This is a genomic window from Photobacterium lipolyticum (genome assembly GCF_003026475.1).
In the GTDB taxonomy this organism is placed as follows: Bacteria; Pseudomonadota; Gammaproteobacteria; order Enterobacterales; family Vibrionaceae; genus Photobacterium; species Photobacterium lipolyticum.
Map to the genome: position 1 here is coordinate 437,189 of NZ_PYMC01000002.1, position 21,969 is coordinate 459,157.

The window sequence follows — 21,969 nt, forward strand, 5'->3', positions numbered from 1 at the left end:
ATTATCAACAACCTTTTAAATACTCGTGTTATAAAAAGCAACTAAACACATCTACTTCTGGCAATCTATCCACAAAGGCGGACCTCTCCCGCGCAGCTGGTTTCAGAACTTTCGATTGCTTTAAGCTCAATGAGAACTTCTTCTGCCCAGTTAATCCACGCCTGGCGGTTATGCATGCCACGGCGCAAGGTCAGGCGGTCAAGACGAGACTGGCGATCCATCTCTTTGTAATTCGCAAAATGGATTTTTTCCAGTTCATCATAGTTGTTCATTAGCGAGTGAGACTCTTGAATGAGTGCCTCAAGCTGCTCTTGCAATGGTTCTGAATTATGAACACCACAAACCAGTAGTTTGGCCAAGAACTCATCGCGGATCTTTGGATTTTGAGCCGGCTCCTGGAACCATTCAAACAGAGCCTGGCGTCCCAGATCGGTAATGGAGTAGACCTTACGGTCCGGTTTGCCATTTTGCGGCTCAAGCCGGGAGGTCGCCCAGTTGTTGTCGGCCATTTTATTCAATTCGCGGTACACCTGTTGGTGGCTCGCTTTCCAGAAATAACCGATGCTGCGTGAGAATTCTTTGGTGATATCGTAACCGGTTGCGTCGCGATTACTCAGCACAGTTAAAATTACATGTGGTAGTGACATCTCTTCTATCCCTCTAAAAATACAACAGAAGTACTTCTTGTCTCAGAAGTTCCTTTCAGCCTATGCAACAGCTTACGTGCAATCAGTTGATATTCGAATCATGCATTTTTTTTGGGAACAAGTATTAAAGAAATGCGTAAAATTATGAACAGATTGCCATTACCAGCAATAGCGCGTCGGCTTTGTTGCATAAGTATCAGTGATTTAGATGCCAATCAGTTCGTGTTATCAAAGCGTAAGAGATGTTTAATTATGAGAGGTGTTTTGAAAATACGGAGGAAATCAGGACAAGCTAGTGGTAAGTGCCGCATGCAAAATAAAGGGGAAGCCAACAAAACAAGGGAATGCCATTGACTTTGGTATTCACCCTTGTTTTTGCCTTAAAATTCTTCTTTCAGTCTGTCGATAGAAGGGGCATAGATAGCAAGTAAGGCCGCTGACAATGTCGTTAATTCCAGCTCATCAGCACCTTGCTTACAAGCTATTTCCAGCTCCTCACAGGCTTTACTCAGGGCGATTAGGCCAATGGCTCCAGCGGAGCTTTTAAGGCTGTGAGCTGGCAACTCAAGGGCTTTTGCCGAGCTCTCTGTTTTTATCTCTCTGATCAGGGTGGCCGAGCGTTCGTAAAACATCGCCACCATCTCCTGTACCAGCCCATCTCCGAGGATCTGTCTGTCCCCCTCCAACACCGAGTGGTCAAAAAGAGTGACGGCAGGTTCTTTATCCACGTCCTGCTCTATGTCCCTAACTGTATCGAACTTGCCGGGTTGGCCGTTATAGATATTAGCGATGACCGTCTGCATCTGCTTAAACTGTACCGGCTTACCTAAGAAACCATCAAGGCCGGCCTCAAGATATGATTCAATGTCTTGCCGGAAAACATGGGCAGAGAAGGCGATCGTTGGTATATAGCGATTCGCTTTCTCTCTCAATTTACCGGTCAGCGTAACACCGTCAGTATCCGGTAGATGAATATCCATTAAGATGATGTCGACATGATGATTATCTATCGCGCGTTGTGCCATTTCTCCTGTCATAGCGACAACAACCTTATGACCAAGCTTGTCCAGGAACCCTTTAGCGACCAGGACATTCGTTTCATTATCTTCTACCAGCAAAATATTCAATGGCGGAACGGTAAGGGAAACAGGCTCGTCGGTGGAAATTGGATCGCACTCCTCGGCAGCACTCAAAGGCAGTGTGAGAATAAACCGGCTCCCGATATCCGGCTCACTGCACACCGTTAACTCCCCGCCAAGCATCTCAGCGAATCGCTTACTGATAGGCAAACCTAATCCGGTACCGCGTTCTGATTGAGTCGCCTGTTCAAATGGTTCAAAAATAACGTCCTGTTTTGCTTCAGGAATACCTTTACCTGTATCTAACACCTCAAACGTGAGCAAAAAACGCTCTGCTGCCATTTGCTCCTTGATCAACACACGAATTATAACGCTTCCCTGTTTCGTAAACTTAATGGCGTTACCCACTAAATTGGTGAGAATTTGGGTGATCTTGTTGGCGTCACCATACAAACAAATTGGGACATCACTTGCGACAGCATAGGTTAGTGTGATGTTCTTTTCTTTGGCTCTGGCTTTAAGCATGTTGACAACATTGCCCACAATCGCGTTGGTGCGGAAATTAGTTTCATTTATATCGAAATATCCGGCTTCGATTTTAGAATAATCCAGGACATTATTGAGTACCCCCATCAGAATTTCGCCTGATGACGTAATGGTTTTAGTGTAGTGTTTTTGCTCGCGGTCCAAAGCGGTATCATCAAGGAGGTGTAGCGTCCCCATTATCCCGTTCATCGGGGTGCGGATCTCATGGCTCATGTGAGCAAGAAAAGTCGATTTGGCTTTGTTGGCCTGTTCCGCTTGTTCTCGTGCTCTTGCATGCTTTTCGACTTCACTGTTTAGTGCGTTATTGGCCTCGGTAAGCTGCACCGTACGTTCATCTACCAGTTTTTGCAGTTCATTCTGGTGCTCTCGCAGGGCTACAGCATTTTTCTTAAATACCGATATCGCATCCGCAAGGTGGCCGATCTCGTCACTCTCCCCCCGCGGAATATCGACGGAGAGATCACCCGCCGCCAGTTTTCTTATTACTGCGGTCATACTGCCAGGTGCCTCAAGCACATCTTTTGCCAACAGTACTCGGTCATTGGCTTTTGGGGTGTTTGCGGCCGTCTCGGAGGCGTGCTTGATACCATCAGTGATATGCGCAGAGGCTTGCGAGATTTCCAGGGTCATCGATTGCAGGTAAATAATGAAGTTATTGACCGAATTGCCAATATCGCCCAACTCATCATGTGACGTAATATCGATCCGCGAGGTTAAGTCAGCCTCGCCAGTCGATAAGGTATCAATGCGCTCCTTGAGCATCACCAAGCCCTTAACAATCTTATTAATCGACCAGGTTGCGACCAGCAGAGCAATAATCAGCAGTACCGCGGCAGTAGCAATGCTCATGTATACTCTGTCATTGAAAATTTCTGCCGTTGCACTAGTCAGCCCATCCTGAATGTTCGTGATATCGCTCTCATACGTGCCGGTAGCAATCGTCCAGCCCCATTCGGGGAAAATATTCCGGGCATAGGCAATTTTGTTCTCTGTTTGTTTGGTGGTCGGATTTTCGTACGCAATTTTAACAAAGGCTTCGGATTGGCCTTTTATTCTGTCGGCAATTCTTGATGTCGTTGACGGAACGATAGTACCGATAATTTCTGCCTTGGGATGAGCCAGAACTTTACCGTTCTTGTCCTGTACCCAAAAGTAGCCATTTTGGCCGTATTTTGATGAACTGATGGTCTTAAGAGCTGCCTCTAGTTCATCTCGCCTTAATGTACTGATGTATTCGCCCGTCGCAACAACCATGTTTAACGGTTCAAAATAAAACGATGCCGTCAGTTTTTCTTCGACTTTTTGGGTTGCCGGGTTTAAGAAGTGATAACAGGTAAAGCCAATAGTATTGGCTTTAGTTGCACTGACAATATTTCGTGCGTAATAGTTGCCATTGGTGTCTTTTTTGTCATAAGCACTGGTACCGATAATGCTGGCGTTGGCGCCGTTAGCCTTGTTCACTATAGAGGTGGCATCATAGGCAAAGATATACCGGCCATTGTCCCAGCGATATTCATTGATAAAAGCGTTAATGCTGGCTTCTGCATCGGCAGCAGAAGCACTGTTGTGATAAATACTTTCTATAGCATCTCTAAACGTCGTGATATCAGTCGCTAATTCTGCCTTGATATTTTCCAGCTTCGAATTTTCATAATAATAGGAAATTGAGCGGGTAACGGTATCGACTTGCCCCTTTAAGCTATCATTCAGTAACTTAGCAACCTTAACACTCACATTGCTTTGTTCCGCCTCAAGAACAGATTTTTCTGTCTTCATAAGGCTTGTGATAAAAAAGCCACTCACCATAAGCAATGATGCGCACATGATGAGTGATAGCTTTGCTTTGATTGTTATATTAATGGGACTAAACCTTTGGTTGTGTTCACGTCATTTTAAACAATATTTTTTATTTATTTTCCAGTTAAATTGCCAGAAAAAACATCCATTTCTGGCTTGCTGCAAAAAATTGAATTGAGCGAATTTACCAAACTTTCAATATCAGTTACAGATATATAGCCTCAACAACTGACAATCTATCCACAAAGACGAACCTCTCCCGCGCAGCTGGTTTCAGAACTTTCGATTGCTTTAAGCTCAATGAGAACTTCTTCTGCCCAGTTAATCCACGCCTGGCGGTTATGCATGCCACGGCGCAAGGTCAGGCGGTCAAGACGAGACTGGCGATCCATCTCTTTGTAATTCGCAAAGTGGATTTTTTCCAGTTCATCATAGTTGTTCATTAGCGAGTAAGACTCTTGAATGAGTGCCTCAAGCTGTACTTGCAATGGTTCTGAATTATGAACACCACAAACCAGTAGTTTGGCCAAGAACTCATCGCGGATCTTTGGATTTTGAGCCGGCTCCTGGAACCATTCAAACAGAGCCTGGCGTCCCAGATCGGTAATGGAGTAGACCTTACGGTCCGGTTTGCCATTTTGCGGCTCAAGCCGGGAGGTCGCCCAGTTGTTGTCGGCCATTTTATTCAATTCGCGGTACACCTGTTGGTGGCTCGCTTTCCAGAAATAACCGATGCTGCGTGAGAATTCTTTGGTGATATCGTAACCGGTTGCGTCGCGATTGCTCAGCACAGTTAAAATTACATGTGGTAGTGACATCTCTTCTATCCCTCTAAAAATACAACAGAAGTACTTCTTGTCTCAGAAGTTCTTTTCAGCCTATGCAACAGCTTACGTGCAATCAGTTGATGTACAAATCATGCATTTATTTTGGGAACAAGTATTAAAGAAATGCGTAAAATTATGAACAGATTGCCATTACCAGCAATAGCACGTCGGCTTTGCCACTTAATTATCAGTAACTTAGATAAAACCAGTCCGTTTTAGCAAGGCGTAAGAGATGTTTAATTATGAGAGATGTTTTGAAAATAAGGAAGAAATCAGGACAAGCTAGTGGTAAGTGCCGCATGCAAAATAAAGAGGGGCCAATAAAACAAGGGAATGCCATTAACTTTGGCATTCACCCTTGTTTTTGCCTAAAATTCTTCTTTCAGTCTGTCGATAGAAGGGGCATAGATAGCAAGTAAGGCCGCTGACAATGTCGTTAACTCCAGCTCATCAGCACCTTGCTTACAAGCTATTTCCAGCTCCTCACAGGCTTTACTCAGGGCGATTAGGCCAATGGCTCCTGCGGAGCTTTTAAGGCTGTGAGCTGGCAATTCAAGGGCCTTTGCCGAGCCCTGGATTTTTATCTCTCTGATCAGGGTGGCCGAACGTTCGTAAAACATCGCCACCATCTCGTGTACTAACCCATCTCCGAGGATCTGCCGATCGTTCTCCAGCACCGAGTGGTCAAAAAGAGTGACGGCAGGTTCCTTACCCACGTCTCTGACCATATCGAACTTGCCGGGTTGGCCGTTATAGACATTTGCGATAACCGTCTGCATCTGCTTAAACTGTACCGGTTTACCTAAGAAACCATCGAGGCCGGCCTCAAGATATGATTCAATGTCTTGCCGGAAAACATGGGCAGAGAAGGCGATCGTAGGTATATTGCGATTCGCTTTCTCTCTCAATTTACCGGTCAGCGTAACACCGTCAGTATCCGGTAGATGAATATCCATTAAGATAATGTCGACATGATGATTATCTATCGCGCGTTGTGCCATTTCTCCTGTCATAGCGACAAAAACCTTATGACCAAGCTTGTCCAGGAACCCTTTCGCGACCAGGACATTCGTTTCATTATCTTCTACCAGCAAAATATTCAATGGCGGAACGGTAAGGGAAATATTTTCGTCAGTGGATATCCGTTCACCTTTCTCCCCGGCATTCAACGGCAGAGTGAGAATAAACCGGCTACCGATATCCGGCTCACTGTACACGGTTAACTCCCCGCCAAGCATCTCAGCGAATCGCTTACTGATAGGCAAGCCTAATCCGGTACCGCGTTCTGATTGAGTCGCCTGCTCAAATGGCTCAAAAATAACGGCCTGTTTTGCTTCAGGAATACCTTTGCCAGAATCTAACACCTCAAACGTAAGCAAAAAACGCTCTGCTGCCATTTGCTCGCTGAGTTGCACCCGGATTGTAACGCTTCCCATATTGGTAAATTTAATCGCGTTACCAACCAAATTAGTGAGAATTTGAATGATCTTGTTGGCGTCGCCATACAAATAGTTGGGAACATCGTTTGCGACTGCGTAGGTTAGTGTGATGTTCTTTTCTTTGGCTCTGGCTTTAAGCATGTTGACAACATTGCCCACAATCGACTTGGTGTGGAAATTTGTTTTGTTTATATCAAAATACCCGGCTTCGATTTTAGAATAATCCAGGACATTATTGAGTACCCCCATCAGAATTTCGCCTGATGACGTAATGGTTTTAGTGTAGTGTTTTTGCTCGCGGTCCAAAGCGGTATCATCAAGGAGGTGTAGCGTCCCCATTATCCCGTTCATCGGGGTTCGGATCTCATGGCTCATGTGAGCAAGAAAAGTCGATTTGGCTTTGTTGGCCTGTTCCGCTTGTTCTCGTGCTCTTGCATGCTTTTCGACTTCACTGTTTAGTGCGTTATTGGCCTCGGTAAGCTGCATGGTACGTTCATCTACCAGTTTTTGCAGTTCATTCTGGTGCTCTCGCAGGGCTACAGCATTTTTCTTAAATACCGATATCGCATCCGCGAGGTGACCAATCTCGTCACTCTCCCCCCGCGGAATATCGACGGAGAGATCACCCGCCGCCAGTTTTCTTATTACAGCGGTCATACTGCCAGGAGCCTCAAGCACATCATCTTTTGCCAACAGTGCTTGGTCATTGGCTTTTGGGGGGTTGGCGGTCGTCTCGGAGGCGTGCTTGATACCATCAGTGATATGCGCAGAGGCTTGCGAGATTTCCAGGGTCATCGATTGCAGGTAAATAATGAAGTTATTGACCGAATTGCCAATATCGCCCAACTCATCATGCGACGTAATGTCAATTCGCGAGGTTAAATCTGCTTCGCCGGTCGATAAGGTATCAATGCGCTCTTTGAGAACCACTAATCCTTTAACAATCTTATTGATCGACCAGGCTGCAACCAGCAGAGCAATAATCAGCAGTACCGCGGCGGTAGCAATGTTCATGTACACTTTGTCATTAAAAATCTCTGCCGTAGCGCTAGTCAGCCCATCCTGAATGCTAGTGATGTCGCTATCATACGTGCCCGTAGCTATGGTCCAGCCCCATTCAGGGAAAATGTTTCGGGCATAGACAAATTTGTTTTCTGCTTGTTGGGTGGTTGGATTTTTGTGAAATGTTTTCACAAAAGCTTCGGGTCGACCTTTTATACTGTTCGCGATTTTTTGGGTCGTTGAAAAAATGATAGTACCAACAATAGACGAATTCGGATGAGCCAGGATCTTGCCGTTCTCGTCCTGTACCCAAAAGTAGCCATTTTGACCATATTTTGATGAACTGATGGTCTTAAGAGCCGCCTCAAGTTCATCTTGCTTCAATGTACTGATGTACTCACCCGTTGCAATAACCAGATTTAACGGTTCGAAGTAAAAGGATGCTGTCAGTTTTTCTTCGACTTTTTGGGTTACCGGGTTTAAGAAGTGATAACTGCTAAAGCCAATAGCATTGGCTTTGGCAGCACTGACAATATTTCGCGCATAATAGTTGCCGTCAGTGTCTTTTTTATCATAAGCATTGGTACCGATAATACTAGCGTTGGCTCCGTTAGCTTTGTTAACTATCGACGCGGCATCAAAGGCAAAAATATAGCGGCCATTGTCCCAGCGGTATTGATTAATAAAAGCGTAAATGCTGGTTTCGGCATCGGCCACAGAAGCACTGTTGTTATAAATATTTTCTATGGTGTCTCTAAACGTCGCGATATCAGTCGCTAATTCTGCCTGGATATTTTCCAGCTTCGAATTTTCATAATAATAGGAAAGAGAGCGGGTAACGGTATCAACCTGACCCTTTAAATTATCATTCAGTAACTTAGCAACCTTAACACTTACATTATTTTTTTCCGCCTCTAGAACATATTTTTTCGTATGCATAAGGTTTGTGATAAAAAAACCACTCATTACTAGCAACGAGGCGCACATAATGAGTGAAAGCTTGGCTTTGATTGTTATATTCACGGAACTAAGCGACCTCTGGCGCAAAGAGGTAACCCTCACCGTGTACGGTGATAAAAATCTTAGGGTTTTTGATGCTTTCTTCCATCTTATTTCTCAGCCGGCGGATCAAAACGTCAATGGTACGATCGCTCGGAGCATCAACCCGATGAGAGATCAGGTTTAGAAGCCGGTCTCGACCTAACACCCTGCAAGGGTGTGTGATAAAAGCGACCAGCAACTCATATTCTGCTTTGGTTAGCTTTACCATATCGTTGCCCTTTGACAGCTGACGCTGAGCAACATCAAATTCAAAGTCCAGGAACCGGAATGTACTATCATCCTTTTCCAGTTGCGACCAGGCAGCCTCTGCCTGCTCCAAAGCGTCACGGGTAAGCTGGATACGCCATAACAAGTTTTTGGCACGTACCAGCAGCTCTCGTGGTTCCAGAGGCTTGGTTACATAGTCATCTGCCCCCATTTCAAGACCTAAAATCCGATCGATGGGATCAGTTCGGCCTGTGACCATAATGATGGCAATGTCAGATGTGTTCCTCACATCACGGGTAAGCTGTATTCCATCCTCTCCTGGTAAGTTAATATCCAACAGGATCAAATCAATTTTCTCGCGGTTAAGGATCTCTTTCATCCCAACGCCGTTATCAGCCTCGAAGACGGTGTAACCCGCTTGGGCGAAATGCCCTTTAATCTTCATCCTAATAATAGGATCGTCTTCAACAATCAAAATCTTGTAAGTCATAAGTTCTCAGTATTCAGTCATGCTGTATTGCTGGATTATCTTCCCGGAATGAATTGTCTTTCGCGTGCCGTACGGCGTTTATTTGTTATTATTATGCTGATACATAATAAACTTTTCGCAGACTATTCCTATTTCCATATGCCGAATTGAGAGATTGTGACAGTTTTATGGCGATTTCCGGTGGATTACTAACCATCTATATATTGCACATAAAATGATCGTTTATCAGGGACAGGTACGTTATACACGGACATCAAAAAGGCAAGCTTTCGCTTACCTTTATATACTTGGTAATACCAAGCGGGATAACAACAAACAGCTAAGCCAAATAATTGGCTAACTGCTCTGCTGTCGGTAATGCCGTCATCGCACCTTTGGCGGTGGTTGCCAGTGCACCGCACGCATTGGCTTGTTGAATTACAGCCGGTAAGTTTTCAGGTAGTTGCCAGTCATCACTCGTCACTAAAGCCGCTAACAAGCCGCCGACAAAAGCATCTCCCGCTCCTGTTGTATCTACTGGGCTGATCGCTTTACCTGAAATCAGTTGCTGATGGTGTTCCTGAACAACTAACGCCCCTTTCTTACCTTGAGTCACGATCACTAAAGGTAACGCGTAATTATCTTTGAGCCAGATCAGAGCTGCGGGTAAGTCGTCTTGTTCACTCAAGAATAACAACTCATCATCAGAGAATTTCACCACATCGGCTAGGGCAACCGCTTTCAGTACAACTGGCTTAAGCTCTGCAGGATCCGCCCAAACCTCTTCACGAAGGTTAGGGTCAAATGAAACAAAGCCACCCGCCGCTTTAATCGCAGCCATCGCAGCTAACGTCGTGCAACGGGACGGCTTATTCGCCAGTGCAATTGAACAAGCATGCAGCCATTCGCCTTTACTGAAGTTCGGTACATCTTGTGGCTGAAGGAACTGATCCGCACTCGGCTTCACCATAAAAGTAAAGCTGCGCTCTCCCTGATCGTCTAAATCTACAATAACAGTTGACGTGCGCTGCGTCTCATCTAACAACATGCATTCGGTATCAACACCTTCATCAGCCAGTACTCGCTTCATAAAGCGCCCCAGTGGATCGTCTCCGACCCGGCCAAAAAATGCACTGTCGCCACCAAGACGAGAGATAGCAACCGCCACGTTCGCTGGCGCCCCGCCAGGACATTTTTGGTAATGTGCATCTCCATCAGGAATAAGATCTACCACAGCATCACCAGTTACCCACACACGAGCCATTTTATGTCTCCAGACAAATCATTTATTCACTGTTGAATATTATTGCTAAAACGATTTAGCAGGGCAATAAAAAATTAGTATTGTCTGAGATGATGTGTGATCAAACCAGCAATACTGTTATCAGGCTTTGCTATTAACCATGGCTTGCAAGAAAGTTTGTCGCTAAAAAATGCCAGTCAGCGTTGCTGGCTGGCATTAATACCTGAGGGCGTGCTTTATCAGATAACTTGATTAAAGTGCCTTGACGAACATAGCTGCTTTTTCGCCACGAACATCAAGATAGAACTCATACGAACCAGTAAGCTCTGGCGTAAATTTCAAATCTTCATATTTTGAGCAGTCATTAAGCAACGTTGGCTCAGCGTCTAGACTTACGACGCCGTCACCACCAGAACTGTAACCAAAATTAGTACCACATGACCATGACATGTCAGCAAACTTAAACTTATAACGTTTACCGCCTTCAAGCTCAGCAACTGTACGGTATAAACCCGTCTCGACCTGGGTCAAAGAACTCTCCGGCTTCGCATTCCAGCCGTTCATTTCCCCCCTCAAATAGATCGTTTTACCGAAAGCATCTTCGCCCATATCACCATTTGACGCACAACCAGATAAAACGGCCATTGATAAAACAAAAATAGTCGCAACTAACTTCTTAATCATTTTTATTCCTTTGATTTTCTATTTTAGAACATACCGAAATAGGTCCATTGTTCGACATAGAGTTAATCAAAAATGATTTGCACATTTATCCAACTCATTCACATTTTGAATAAAAAAACGAATTGTATAAGCGGAGGAGCCAAGAACTTAAAACCTTAAAAGTCATAAGCTTAGGGAGAATTGAAACTTTAATCACAGAATGTGCAAACGATTGTTGTGGAAAAAGCCCCCACAAATCGAGAACTCTATCAATAAACGACAAGAGATCGTTTAAACGGGCCAGTAAACTGCCATAAAAATAAGCACGTGTTCTAACTGCACAAAATAATTTGAACTCAGCGTTTAAATTTCCCCAATATTCCCTTTGCCAGCGCCCCCCCGGCGAGTATTAACGCACCAGCGAACAAACCGACAATCGCGTTAAGTGATCCGGAAATAATGGCCGAGGCTCCCGGCATATTCGCCACGGATTCAGTCAGGTAGTGGATCATGATATGAGAGTTCGGAATACTGTGAACCACAATACCCCCGCCGACCAGGAACATGGCAATCGTGCCAATCACTGCCAGTGACTTCATCAGATAAGGAGCTACACCGACCAGACCGTTGCCAACACTGCGTTTCAGGGTGTTTTCTTCACTTTTCTGCACCAGATACAAACCTGCATCGTCAAGTTTCACGATACCTGCCACCAGGCCATACACCCCAGCAGTCATGACAACGGCAATCAAACTGACGACCAGAACCTGAGTCGTCAGTGGTTGGTTTTGTACGGTTCCCAACGCTATCACAATGATCTCGGCTGAAAGAATAAAGTCAGTGCGAACCGCCCCTTTAATCTTCTCTTTTTCAAACTCTTCAATATTCATATCAGCGCGCACCAGTTGTTCGCTCTGATCGTGTTCTTCTTCAGTTTCATTGCCGTGCAAGAATTTATGGGCAATCTTCTCGAAACCTTCAAAACAGAGAAACAACCCGCCCAACAACAACATCGGAGTAATTAACCATGGTGCAACGGCACTGATCAACAGAGCCGCAGGCACCAGGATCAACTTATTCTTAAACGAGCCTTTTGCCACCGCCCAGACAACCGGGAGCTCACGATCCGCCCGCACTCCTGACACTTGCTGGGCATTTAACGCAAGATCATCACCTAATACACCAGCAGTTTTACGTGCGGCGACCTTCGTCATCAAAGCAACGTCATCTAACACTGTCGCAATATCATCAAGTAGCGTTAATAAACTTGCACCAGCCACAAAGACACTCCCTTAATATGAAGGAACTCAGTTCCTAATAAATAGCAAATACCGTCTTCTTTACATTGCTGCGATTGAATAGGCTCACATTATCAGCTTCTCAGTTCCACATCCGTTTGGGGCACACAGCAGCAGGCCAGAACCATGCCATTATCCTTATCATCCGGGAGTAAAGCAGGCACATCGGGTTGATCAACTTCGCCGGATTCCAACGTGATTTTACACGCGCCGCATAAACCGGCACGGCAACTGTTCGCTAACATCAGACCGGCATTTTCAGCTTGCTCCAATAATGGTTGCTGGTTATTACCCTGAAACAAGTTGCCATCAATACTGATGGTAACGTTTTTTTTCTCGTTATTTGCAATACCAGTTTCAGCACCGGCAAGCTGCACGTTCTGTTCACTATTATCGGGATAAATTTCTTTCGGCTTGGTTTCCAGCACTTCAATGGTATCACCCGCGCGGATGACCCCTTCGTTGAGTGCAACCAGATTCTGGCCGAAATAGACATCGCCAGACTGATCAGCACGGAATGTCGATAAGGTTGCAAGCGGCTCTTTCAAGAAATTAAATTCAGCGGTTTTCGGATTGACCGTCGTCAGTATGCAACGGGCACACGGTTTGACCGCGGCAAACTCCACGTCACCGATACGGATCCGCTTCCAGCTGTCTTCAGCAAAGGCTTCAGTACCCGATACGACAAGATTGGTACGGAACTGCTCCATCGTATGATGCTGGCAGCTGCGATCGTTAAGGGCCTCTAATGAGGCTTCACTGATCACCAATAACGGATAGCCGTCGGCAAAGCTGACATTCTGCTGGATTTTTGCTCGAACCCGATTCGACTGTTCACCGGTATAAAGCAGCCGAACATCAACACCGATAATATGAGTAAACCAGGCATCTGCTTTTGAGAACGTGGTATAGGCGCTGAACTTATCATTCCAGACCTGAGCATTGGTTTCGGTCATGGTGAAATTCGCATACTTCAACACCAATGGCGACATTCCCGGATAGCTGAGCGTAATACCGTGAGACTGCAGCGTGGCGGTCACCTTGACCATTTGCGGATATTTGCGGGCAGTGATCATACTGCCGTCTTTCAGGGCCACCATAAAACGGCGGTCAAAACAAAGTCCCTGCTTTTCAACCCAAGCCTGTGACTGGCTCAATCCCCCGATGGATTTCACCGGGAAAACACTGATCTTTGAGAGCATCGGGATTTTAGAAAGCGTCGGGATGTTAGATAAATTTGGGCTCTGAGATAAGACTGGCTCGTGCACGTGACATCCTTATATTGACAATGTTTAGCTAGAGATATTCTATCGATGTTAACAAATTGCAATCAGTAAAACAGTTCAGACAGCATGTTCGAGCATGACCTGACTTACTTGCGCTGATCTGCAGAAGCAACAGCCTGACGTGTAAAGCCATCATTCTTTTGCAAAAGTTGTTGTGCTTCTTCTACGTTAAGGCCGGCAAGGATCATCACAATGGCTGTTTTGCAGTGACCACCGCATGCTTGCAGCGCCGCGTCTGCCTCTTCACGGGTACATTCTGTAGCCGCGACCACAATATTCTTCTGACGTTCAACCAATTTGGCATTGGTCGCTTCTACATCGACCATCAAGTTACCGTAGACCTTGCCAGTATGGATCATCGCTCCTGTGGTCAGCATATTCAGAACCAGCTTCTGAGCTGTGCCGGCTTTCATACGGGAAGATCCCGTCACCACTTCAGGGCCGACCACTGGGGTGATGCTGATATCAGCCACCTCTGTCATCGGGCTTTGCGGGTTGCAACTGATACAAGCAACCATTGCGCCAACCGATTGAGCATAGGCCATTGCACCTAGTACATACGGCGTACGACCGCTTGCCGCGATCCCCACTAACACGTCTTTTTGGTTAACGTTGAGCGCTTTCAGATCCTCGGCACCCAACTCACGGTTATCTTCGGCATTTTCGACTGCACTGAAGATCGCTTGATGACCTCCCGCAATCAAACCAACGACCTGCTCAGGTTTCGTACCATAAGTTGGCGGGCACTCACTCGCATCCAAAATACCAAGACGGCCGGATGTGCCCGCTCCGGCATAAATCAGACGGCCACCACGTTGAAAGGCAACAGCAATGGCATCCACGGCTTTAGCCACTTCCGGCAATGTCAGCTCAACGGCAAGAGCAACTTTTTTATCTTCATCGTTGATCACTTTCAGCATATCCAGCGTCGATAACGTATCGATGTACTGGCTGGCTTTGTTTCGACTCTCTGTGATCATCTTAGATAAATCAATCTTCATCACTTTTCCCACTAACAAATATATTTGATCAATATCTCATAAATAAGACAACGTTTCCAAATTGTCCCCATATGGGGACTCAACACCCTCCCTTTTATCGGCTATTAACATAGTAAATCCATTTTTTTCGCCAGCAAGATCTGCCTGATTATCTTGCCGGCGACTTACGCCCAATAAAAGTGTTTAAAGGAATTATCATGAAAATCAAACCCCTCATCATTGCGATGGGCTTGGTGACAATACCTATCACAGGTTGTAACGATGACAGCAGTTCAGTATCAGTAACCCCTGATACTCCGTCACCCCTAAGCCCAAGTACAACCTATTCGGTTCGAGCTGTCGATGGCTACCTCCGCGGTGCTACTGTCTGGCTCGATAGTATTGAGCAAAACTTCAAATTAGATGAAGGCGAACCTTCTGTTAAATCTGTTAAAGGCGGTCTGGCCATCCTCGATGTATCAAACACACCGAATCCGGAACAATATCCGGTCGTCGTGCAGGCGATTGCAGGTACAACCATCGATGAGGATACCATTACGGAAAAAAACACTGACGGTGTTCCACTAACCGCAGATTTCGTATTATCCGCCCCGGCAGGCCAAGTTACCGTAACCCCGCTTTCTACCCTTGTCCATATCAAGATGGAAAGTACTCAAGGTTTATCTGAAGCAGAGGCGGTAAGCGCTGTCTCAACTGATCTGGGAATACCAGAAGAAGACATTCTGGGCGACTATATTGAAAAAGACAAAGGTGATACCGCCGCCAAAGCCAACGCCCTGGTCGAACTGGAAGTGCTGCCGGAAACTCCGGAAGAGCTAAAAACACTCAGTGAAAATGATCAAGCCCTGACCAATGATCTGGCCCCACACACCAAAGATATTAAAACCCTGACCGAAGACACACGCATAATCAAAGGTGTGGACGGTGAGGCTGTTGTCGTTGAGAACAAAGATGGGGATAACGACGGCATCATCGACGCCAAAGATGCCTTCCCCGACGACAGTAAGGAATGGCTCGATACCGACGGCGATACAATCGGTAACAATGCCGACACCGATGATGATAACGATGACTACCTAGATGTTGATGACGCCTTCCCGCTTGATAAAACCGAGTGGCTCGACACCGACGGTGACAAAACGGGGAACAATGCCGACACCGACGATGATAACGATGGCTACCTCGATGCTGGTGACGCCTTCCCGCTTGATAAGACCGAATGGTTAGACACCGATGACGACAAGATAGGCAACAATGCCGACACCGATGATGATAACGATGACTACCTAGATGTTGATGACGCCTTCCCGCTTGATAAAACCGAATGGCTAGATACCGACGGAGACAAAACGGGGAACAATGCCGACACCGATGATGATAACGACGGTGTAGCAGATGCAGAGGATAAGTTCCCTCTAGATAATTCAGAAAGCTCAGACCGAGATGGTGACAATGTTGGTGACAATGCGGATGCCTACCCTGATGATCCAACCAAAAGCGTCGCAGATAGCGTAACAACAGACAGTTATACTTCTCCATTTATCGATGAACTGGCTAATGGTGTTGTTATCGTTGATGTCGATGTTAAAACAACAGTAGCAAACCTCATTAACGGTGATTTACAAACCACAACGGAAACTACCTATTCCACTGAAAGTGGCGTGGCTTATGGTACGTTTACTGAAGTCGAACTACTTGCCACCGATGGTAACTTTTCTCGTATCTCTTCCTATCGTTACGACTATAACCAAGATGGTACTACGAAGTTTGAAGGCAAGCTTCTGGATGTTGGTAACAGAACCTCAACTGGTGAAACGTACTGGCGCTATATTGATGAAACCGATGGTTCTGCTGAAGGTGTGAATAATGGCGGGGGAAGAACATTTGATGATCTTGATTTCTCAGCGCGCGTTCTGCCAACAGATTTAACCGGCATTGATACCATTCAAGAACATACCACTAACTGGTCAACGTCAAACGGAATAGTCACAGCCAATATCTCTTATGATCAATACGATGTGTCTGGTTTCGTACTTGCTGATACGTCAACTCATGTAACGAACTATGCATCGTCAAGTGAGCGCAAGAAAGAGAACGGACGGTTGATCTCACTCACGATTGAAAGAGATTGGGCCGGAAACGGTACCGTCAACGAGAGAGATAGCTTCACCGCGCTTGCTGATGCGGCTTATACCGTAACCAAAAACGGACCGGTTTGGGCTAACCCTCAAGACGGTATGACTGAGGAATATGCAGACTATAACTTCACACCAGATAACTGGGATAGCCTGACGCAATACTGGTATGAATACTCGCTGTCTGTGGATGCGCAGGGCGAAATATCAGATTCAGGTAAGCGTTATATTCTTGATCAAGCAAAAGACGCCAATGAAGTAGAAGCCAATATCAAATTAGTCACAGCTGAAAACCCGAGTGGTTTGTTATTCCATGAATGGTCATCGACCAGACGTGATGTCAGCGATAGTGAATCTAATGAAGCGGTAAACTGGACTCACTATCCTCTCGATGGATATGACTTTACTGCGGCTACCCTTGATACCGGACAAGCGTATCGGGTGAATTTGAAACAGTCTAATGGCCTGTGGATTAGCTACTCATTTGACGAGTGGGGCAGTCAGGCGATTAACGACCTTGCGAGTCAAATAGACAATGCGCGTTCTGGCGGAACTAACGTTGCAGATATAGATAATTCAGTGATCGCAGGCCTGAGCCGTTACGCAGCAGTACTGCCAAATGGATCGTTCCAATATGATGACGCTGGCAATGCGGTTCAGTGGTATGCCGTCACCAAGGATGAACGTCTGACAGATGGTAATCCAGCCATCGTCCCTATGACCCTGACTGATAACGGTATCAAACAGGACTGGTATATATTCAGTTCCAGTGTGGATCTCATTGTTGCAGCACCAATTGACGAACAAAACACCTGGCCTTGGTTTAATGCCTATTATCGCCAGTTCCTCAACACATATGCTATGGATTTAACGTCTGATAGCTTTAGCTGGACAACGGATATTGGGCAGCTATTCCTTGACCAAACTGCAGCTCAGGCTCGTTTGGACGAAATAAACGCGACGCCAGCCTACGCGGTTTGTGAATCTGAAAACACCGGTGAGGTTGCCAACAGTACAGATACCTATACTGACTTTGTTCCTGCTGCCGGTAATTGTGGATACACCAGTATTGATAGCGCAATGCTTGATGGAGTAACCCTATACAATAAAGAAAGTGATACCTCGTACAATAGTTACCAGTTCAACAGCGATGGTAACGGCACGTACACCGAATCAGACGGGGATAACGCCGGTTTTACCTGGTCGGTAAACAATGACAGCATTATTGCTATCAATAATGGCGGAGATAATGAGTACTTTGCGCTGATTGCCACAGAAGGCAATAAATACAGTGTATTGGGCTTCTATATCTGGGATGACAAAGATGTACATTACACTGAGATTATCGGTCAGGAATTTACCACCGATGAACCGGTATTACCGAATAACACGGCTGATATCATTCAGTTCTTGAAAGATTCAGGTACGGTCTACTCGCTGTGGAAGAATGACTTCAATCAACTGTTTGTTGAAACCATTACCGTCTCTGAGGATCGAGCCTCGATGACGGCGGTAGGCCGAGTTCAACCAGATAGGTCATTGACCACGCTTCCTTTAAATTACGATATGGATGTCGAGCTAACCAGCTCAGGCTGGGCAGTGCCTGAAGGTTACACCATTGATATGGCTGGTGGAGAGCTAAAAGCCTATCCCGGAACTGACTCAACCTATTCATATACATTATCCGGCAGCATTGTTGATCTGGAAGGTAAAGTCATCGCAACATCGACACCTGACTGGGAAAAGTTTGACGATACAAATGCGACGTTTGCCCCCGGCTCAAAACTTGCCGAACTTAAACTGATTGCTGATACTAAGATGTACTACTTGTGGGACAGCAACGCCTGGGTAATGAGAAACGATGCGGGTCATGATACTGACGGGGCTAATGCCACCTCATTGGACGATCTGGTAAGCCATACGTCTGTTGGGGACACGGCACCTGCCGATACCATGATAGCGACAAGCGTAGCCTATGAAATTTCGGTTGAATTTGTTGAAGGAGGCGTAGCTAACTTCTATACCTTTGACTGGACTACCGACACGGCAACTAAGATTGGTCAAGGAGCATGGGAACGAGATGATGGGCTTCCTGCCGAAATTATCGCGTACAGCATTACGGCGGAAATGATCAATCAATTTAACGCAACGTCGCCCGGCGTTTGGCCAGGTGAAGCAGAGGAACAACACAGAATCCTCAGTGTTTATGAAGGCACAGTACGTAATGGCGAGTTCGAACCTGCGGGTACTGTCGATGATGATGGCTTCACCCTCTACACGCAAACCGCCAAGAACGACGTACTGAGCCAGGCTACCATTAGCTGTAGCTTTGATCATTCGGCACAGGCGTGGGATCGAGACCGATTCCTAGAGCAGGTTAATGCGTATCAGCAATGCTCAGGCATTACGTTACCGACTGTCACCGCTGAGAGTATGAAGGACACTGTAACGCACAAAGTCAACAGTGAAGGAGAAGATAGAACTTACTACTATCATGCCGATGGCACACTTACTTATGATAAAAATGGCGCTCTGAGTACTAGAACCTGGACAGTAGATACGATTGACGGATTTACCGTCATCCAGCAAAAATCTGCCGATGGTTCGGTTAACCTCGATCAAATGGTGCTGCTTTCTCAAAATGGTGATGAGCTGACTTACGCCTACTACTGGACTGACACCCAAGAGTCAGAAACTAGAGTCATGACCGACATCAGTTACAGATCAAGTATTAATGCCTGTTATACGGGTGACTCAGCGTGGGATGATGTCAAAGAACAGCCCGCCCCACCATACTCGACATCAACAGAATACGATGCTGCGGTTGCTAACTGTACCAGTTCACCGCTACCGTTTACTTCGGATATTTTAACCAATGGAGGTTCTTCTGCGACTTGGATTATCGGTGAAATCAAAACGATAAATGGTACACGAGCCTTCATGGAAGATGAGAACATTCGTTTTGACAATGGTGGTTATGGCGCATTTATCGATGATGAAGATGGCGATTTCCCATTTAACTGGACGCTCAATAATGATGGTGTTCTGTCATTAGATATTACCCATCCAAAGTATGATGCGAATAAAGATATGTGGACTTTATTGCAGCATGATGATGCTAACGACAGCTTATCTGTTAAAAGTTTTTGGCAAGACCTTACAGAGTGGGATCCAATACCCGCCGCCGAAGAAGGTGAAATCTTGGGTTTAGTAATGACACTTTCTGATTAACCAAAATAGCTATTAGCCTCCTTAAATACCGCTTCACATGAAGCGGTATTTTTTTAAACAGAACTCTAAATAGAAAATTAGATTGATTGCTAACATAATATCCAGATTTCCACTGATATTATGTTAGCCATAACGAGCTATCCGCACCTCTGATCCTAATTGAGCACTCGAGCTATTAACTCATCCCACCCGGCCTCGGATCCCCACATTATTCATATCTATAATTAAATTATGGTAAGCGCGAATCTTGAACATTGCGCATGCAGTATCACTAAAACAACGGCAATATCTTTAATGGAAAATAAAAAACAACAGCGTTCAATAGGTGTAAATGTGGCGCGAAATGACAGGATATTAATGGTTTTATCTATAAAATGAATATATCGCGCGTAACGCAATCACAACAAATATTAGGCTGGCATTATTGCCCACAAATAATGTTAATTAAAAGTGTATTGTTTGAGTTATATGCGCGCTCGGTTTGCAATCAGCGCTGCTCGTTTACAAATTTGATCTCAAACAAGACTGCCACTAATGATTTAAGACGTCATTCTAAAAATAATAGAAGGTTTAACAGAAGTGAAAAATTTTAAAACTTGTATATTGTCCGCTTTAATTTCTTCGGCTCTTATTGGTTGCGGTGGTGGTGGTGGTGGTGGATCAAATGTCATCACTGACGATAGTCAGGCGGTATCATATGATATGGAAAATATTGTTGAAGCATTCCTCAATTCAAATATTGAATATACGACATCATATAAGACAGAGGGCTATTCTAGCGAGCTTGAAAAATTCTACGATAAGAACAACAACACGATTGACTTCAAGATCCCAACAAATACAATCGCTAAAGGTGGCTGCAAAGCTAACCCATTATCCCTTGATAATAGAAGTGTTAACCTGAATGGCGCTAGTTTCAATGTAGAGCCTATAGATGACAGTCGACGTTTAGTCAGCTTTACATCGTTACCAAAAACCTTTGTTAATACCGCTTTTGGTAAGCAGGTCTGTATATATAGTGATTTTTCTTACACCAGCAAGTACATTATCGGAAACTCTAACGAAAAGTTAGTGGATCTAAGTAAAGATGAAAGTGTATTTAAACCAACAGATTTTTTCAAATTATCAACAGTTAATCGATTATTAAATACCGGTGCTCAAACCACAGTCAAAGACGCAAAATTATTGCTTAAGCCATATTTATCCTCTGAGCTAAACTATGCCGAACATGAGTTTATTGTTAATAAAAATGGCGAGGTTAAGACATTTGACAACATTACCGGGCAATATGTTGCGCTTCCAGATACAACGGGAGAAGAGTGGCAATTCTACAGTGACAAATACATTGTTTCAAAACCACGTGGTGGCTCGGTCTCTGTTTATGATATTGCACTAAAACAGCGAGTCAAAACCGCATCTATTTCAGCACTACAAAACCTTGAAACCAACCTGAATGATGTTGAAAAAACCACATTGAGCTATGGCATATGGTCAGGTTTAGATAATAGCAGTCACTATGGTATACCTTTCAAGCTTGTTTCTGAAAATTACGGTAATGACTCTAACTTATACTTATGGGATGAAGGAAAATGGGTAATAGTAACCGATTTTGCCAATACAGCTTGGTATATCTCAATGAAGTATTCAATGGACTTTTACCCAGTAATAACGAAGAGCATTGATAGCAACATTTATATAAACCAACAAACTGGTCAGTTTATTGCCGCGAATAATGTATCAAACAGCGGATTCAATCTTGTTTCAGGAAAAGAAACCAGCCCATTAAATACTACAAATATTCCTGACTTCGCCCATTATCTAAATAATGTACATTTGATCAATGACAAAGTCGTCATTGAGACATCTGATAGAGTACTAAACTACGAGAATAAATCATTCTACCTAATTGATAGTGATAAGAAGAAAATTGTTGGCAACACGGGAGAGAATATTACCGTGATCAAACCGTCCTCTCACAACTAAAAGCCAATTAATGATGTTTAAGCCCGAGGCGTTGTTCTCGGGCTTAATCTGAGG

The 21,969-nt window shown here is 45.0% G+C and carries 12 protein-coding genes; 2 read left to right on the plus strand and 10 right to left on the minus strand.

From position 1 onward, the window contains the following. Window positions 1-65: 65 nt before the first annotated feature. The 10 genes from C9I89_RS04775 to murQ all read right to left on the minus strand — a co-directional run bounded on the left by C9I89_RS04775 (window position 66) and on the right by murQ (window position 14,566). Window positions 66-647: a PadR family transcriptional regulator gene (locus tag C9I89_RS04775; protein WP_107282196.1), complete on the minus strand. Its 582-nt coding sequence runs from the start codon at window positions 645-647 to the stop codon at window positions 66-68. A 380-nt stretch (window positions 648-1,027) separates the two neighbouring features. Then, window positions 1,028-4,048 (minus strand): cache domain-containing protein, encoded by a 3,021-nt coding sequence (locus C9I89_RS04780; RefSeq protein ID WP_245905401.1) that lies wholly within the window; start codon window positions 4,046-4,048, stop codon window positions 1,028-1,030. A 257-nt stretch (window positions 4,049-4,305) separates the two neighbouring features. After that, window positions 4,306-4,887 carry a PadR family transcriptional regulator gene (locus C9I89_RS04785; protein ID WP_107282198.1) on the minus strand — a complete coding sequence of 194 codons (582 nt, stop codon included), beginning with the start codon at window positions 4,885-4,887 and terminating at the stop codon, window positions 4,306-4,308. A 377-nt stretch (window positions 4,888-5,264) separates the two neighbouring features. Further along, window positions 5,265-8,276, minus strand: a complete 3,012-nt coding sequence (locus C9I89_RS04790) for a cache domain-containing protein (protein ID WP_245905402.1) — start codon at window positions 8,274-8,276, stop codon at window positions 5,265-5,267. 88 nt (window positions 8,277-8,364) lie between these two features. Continuing rightward, window positions 8,365-9,096 (minus strand): two-component system response regulator TorR, encoded by a 732-nt coding sequence (gene torR / locus C9I89_RS04795; protein WP_107282200.1) that lies wholly within the window; start codon window positions 9,094-9,096, stop codon window positions 8,365-8,367. A gap of 319 nt (window positions 9,097-9,415) precedes the next feature. After that, on the minus strand, window positions 9,416-10,339 hold the full coding sequence (locus C9I89_RS04800) for an aminoimidazole riboside kinase (RefSeq protein ID WP_107282201.1): 924 nt from the start codon (window positions 10,337-10,339) through the stop codon (window positions 9,416-9,418). A 231-nt stretch (window positions 10,340-10,570) separates the two neighbouring features. Continuing rightward, the gene (locus C9I89_RS04805) at window positions 10,571-11,002 is read right to left on the minus strand and encodes an early set domain-containing protein (protein ID WP_107282202.1); all 432 of its coding nucleotides are present in this window, start codon (window positions 11,000-11,002) and stop codon (window positions 10,571-10,573) included. A gap of 335 nt (window positions 11,003-11,337) precedes the next feature. Beyond that, window positions 11,338-12,261: a DUF808 domain-containing protein gene (locus C9I89_RS04810; RefSeq protein ID WP_107282203.1), complete on the minus strand. Its 924-nt coding sequence runs from the start codon at window positions 12,259-12,261 to the stop codon at window positions 11,338-11,340. Window positions 12,262-12,353: 92 nt separating this feature from the next. Beyond that, on the minus strand, window positions 12,354-13,481 hold the full coding sequence (locus C9I89_RS04815) for a YcbX family protein (RefSeq protein WP_107282322.1): 1,128 nt from the start codon (window positions 13,479-13,481) through the stop codon (window positions 12,354-12,356). 170 nt (window positions 13,482-13,651) lie between these two features. Further along, the gene (gene murQ, locus C9I89_RS04820; RefSeq protein ID WP_107282204.1) at window positions 13,652-14,566 is read right to left on the minus strand and encodes an N-acetylmuramic acid 6-phosphate etherase; all 915 of its coding nucleotides are present in this window, start codon (window positions 14,564-14,566) and stop codon (window positions 13,652-13,654) included. 197 nt (window positions 14,567-14,763) lie between these two features. On the opposite strand from murQ, the gene C9I89_RS04825 reads away from it, so the two are divergent. Both C9I89_RS04825 and C9I89_RS04830 read left to right on the plus strand, forming a co-directional pair. Beyond that, complete coding sequence (locus C9I89_RS04825) at window positions 14,764-19,932, plus strand: hypothetical protein (protein WP_107282205.1); 5,169 nt, start codon at window positions 14,764-14,766, stop codon at window positions 19,930-19,932. A gap of 579 nt (window positions 19,933-20,511) precedes the next feature. Next, the gene (locus C9I89_RS04830; RefSeq protein WP_107282206.1) at window positions 20,512-21,915 is read left to right on the plus strand and encodes a hypothetical protein; all 1,404 of its coding nucleotides are present in this window, start codon (window positions 20,512-20,514) and stop codon (window positions 21,913-21,915) included. The last annotated feature ends 54 nt before the right edge of the window (window positions 21,916-21,969 follow it).

Coding starts and splice junctions, on each gene's coding strand:
- C9I89_RS04775 (WP_107282196.1), bottom strand. CDS start 647: ATGTCACTACCACATGTAATTTTAACTGTGCTGAGTAATCGCGACGCA.
- C9I89_RS04780 (WP_245905401.1), bottom strand. CDS start 4,048: ATGAAGACAGAAAAATCTGTTCTTGAGGCGGAACAAAGCAATGTGAGT.
- C9I89_RS04785 (WP_107282198.1), bottom strand. CDS start 4,887: ATGTCACTACCACATGTAATTTTAACTGTGCTGAGCAATCGCGACGCA.
- C9I89_RS04790 (WP_245905402.1), bottom strand. CDS start 8,276: ATGCATACGAAAAAATATGTTCTAGAGGCGGAAAAAAATAATGTAAGT.
- torR (WP_107282200.1), bottom strand. CDS start 9,096: ATGACTTACAAGATTTTGATTGTTGAAGACGATCCTATTATTAGGATG.
- C9I89_RS04800 (WP_107282201.1), bottom strand. CDS start 10,339: ATGGCTCGTGTGTGGGTAACTGGTGATGCTGTGGTAGATCTTATTCCT.
- C9I89_RS04805 (WP_107282202.1), bottom strand. CDS start 11,002: ATGATTAAGAAGTTAGTTGCGACTATTTTTGTTTTATCAATGGCCGTT.
- C9I89_RS04815 (WP_107282322.1), bottom strand. CDS start 13,481: ATGCTCTCAAAGATCAGTGTTTTCCCGGTGAAATCCATCGGGGGATTG.
- murQ (WP_107282204.1), bottom strand. CDS start 14,566: ATGAAGATTGATTTATCTAAGATGATCACAGAGAGTCGAAACAAAGCC.
- C9I89_RS04825 (WP_107282205.1), top strand. CDS start 14,764: ATGAAAATCAAACCCCTCATCATTGCGATGGGCTTGGTGACAATACCT.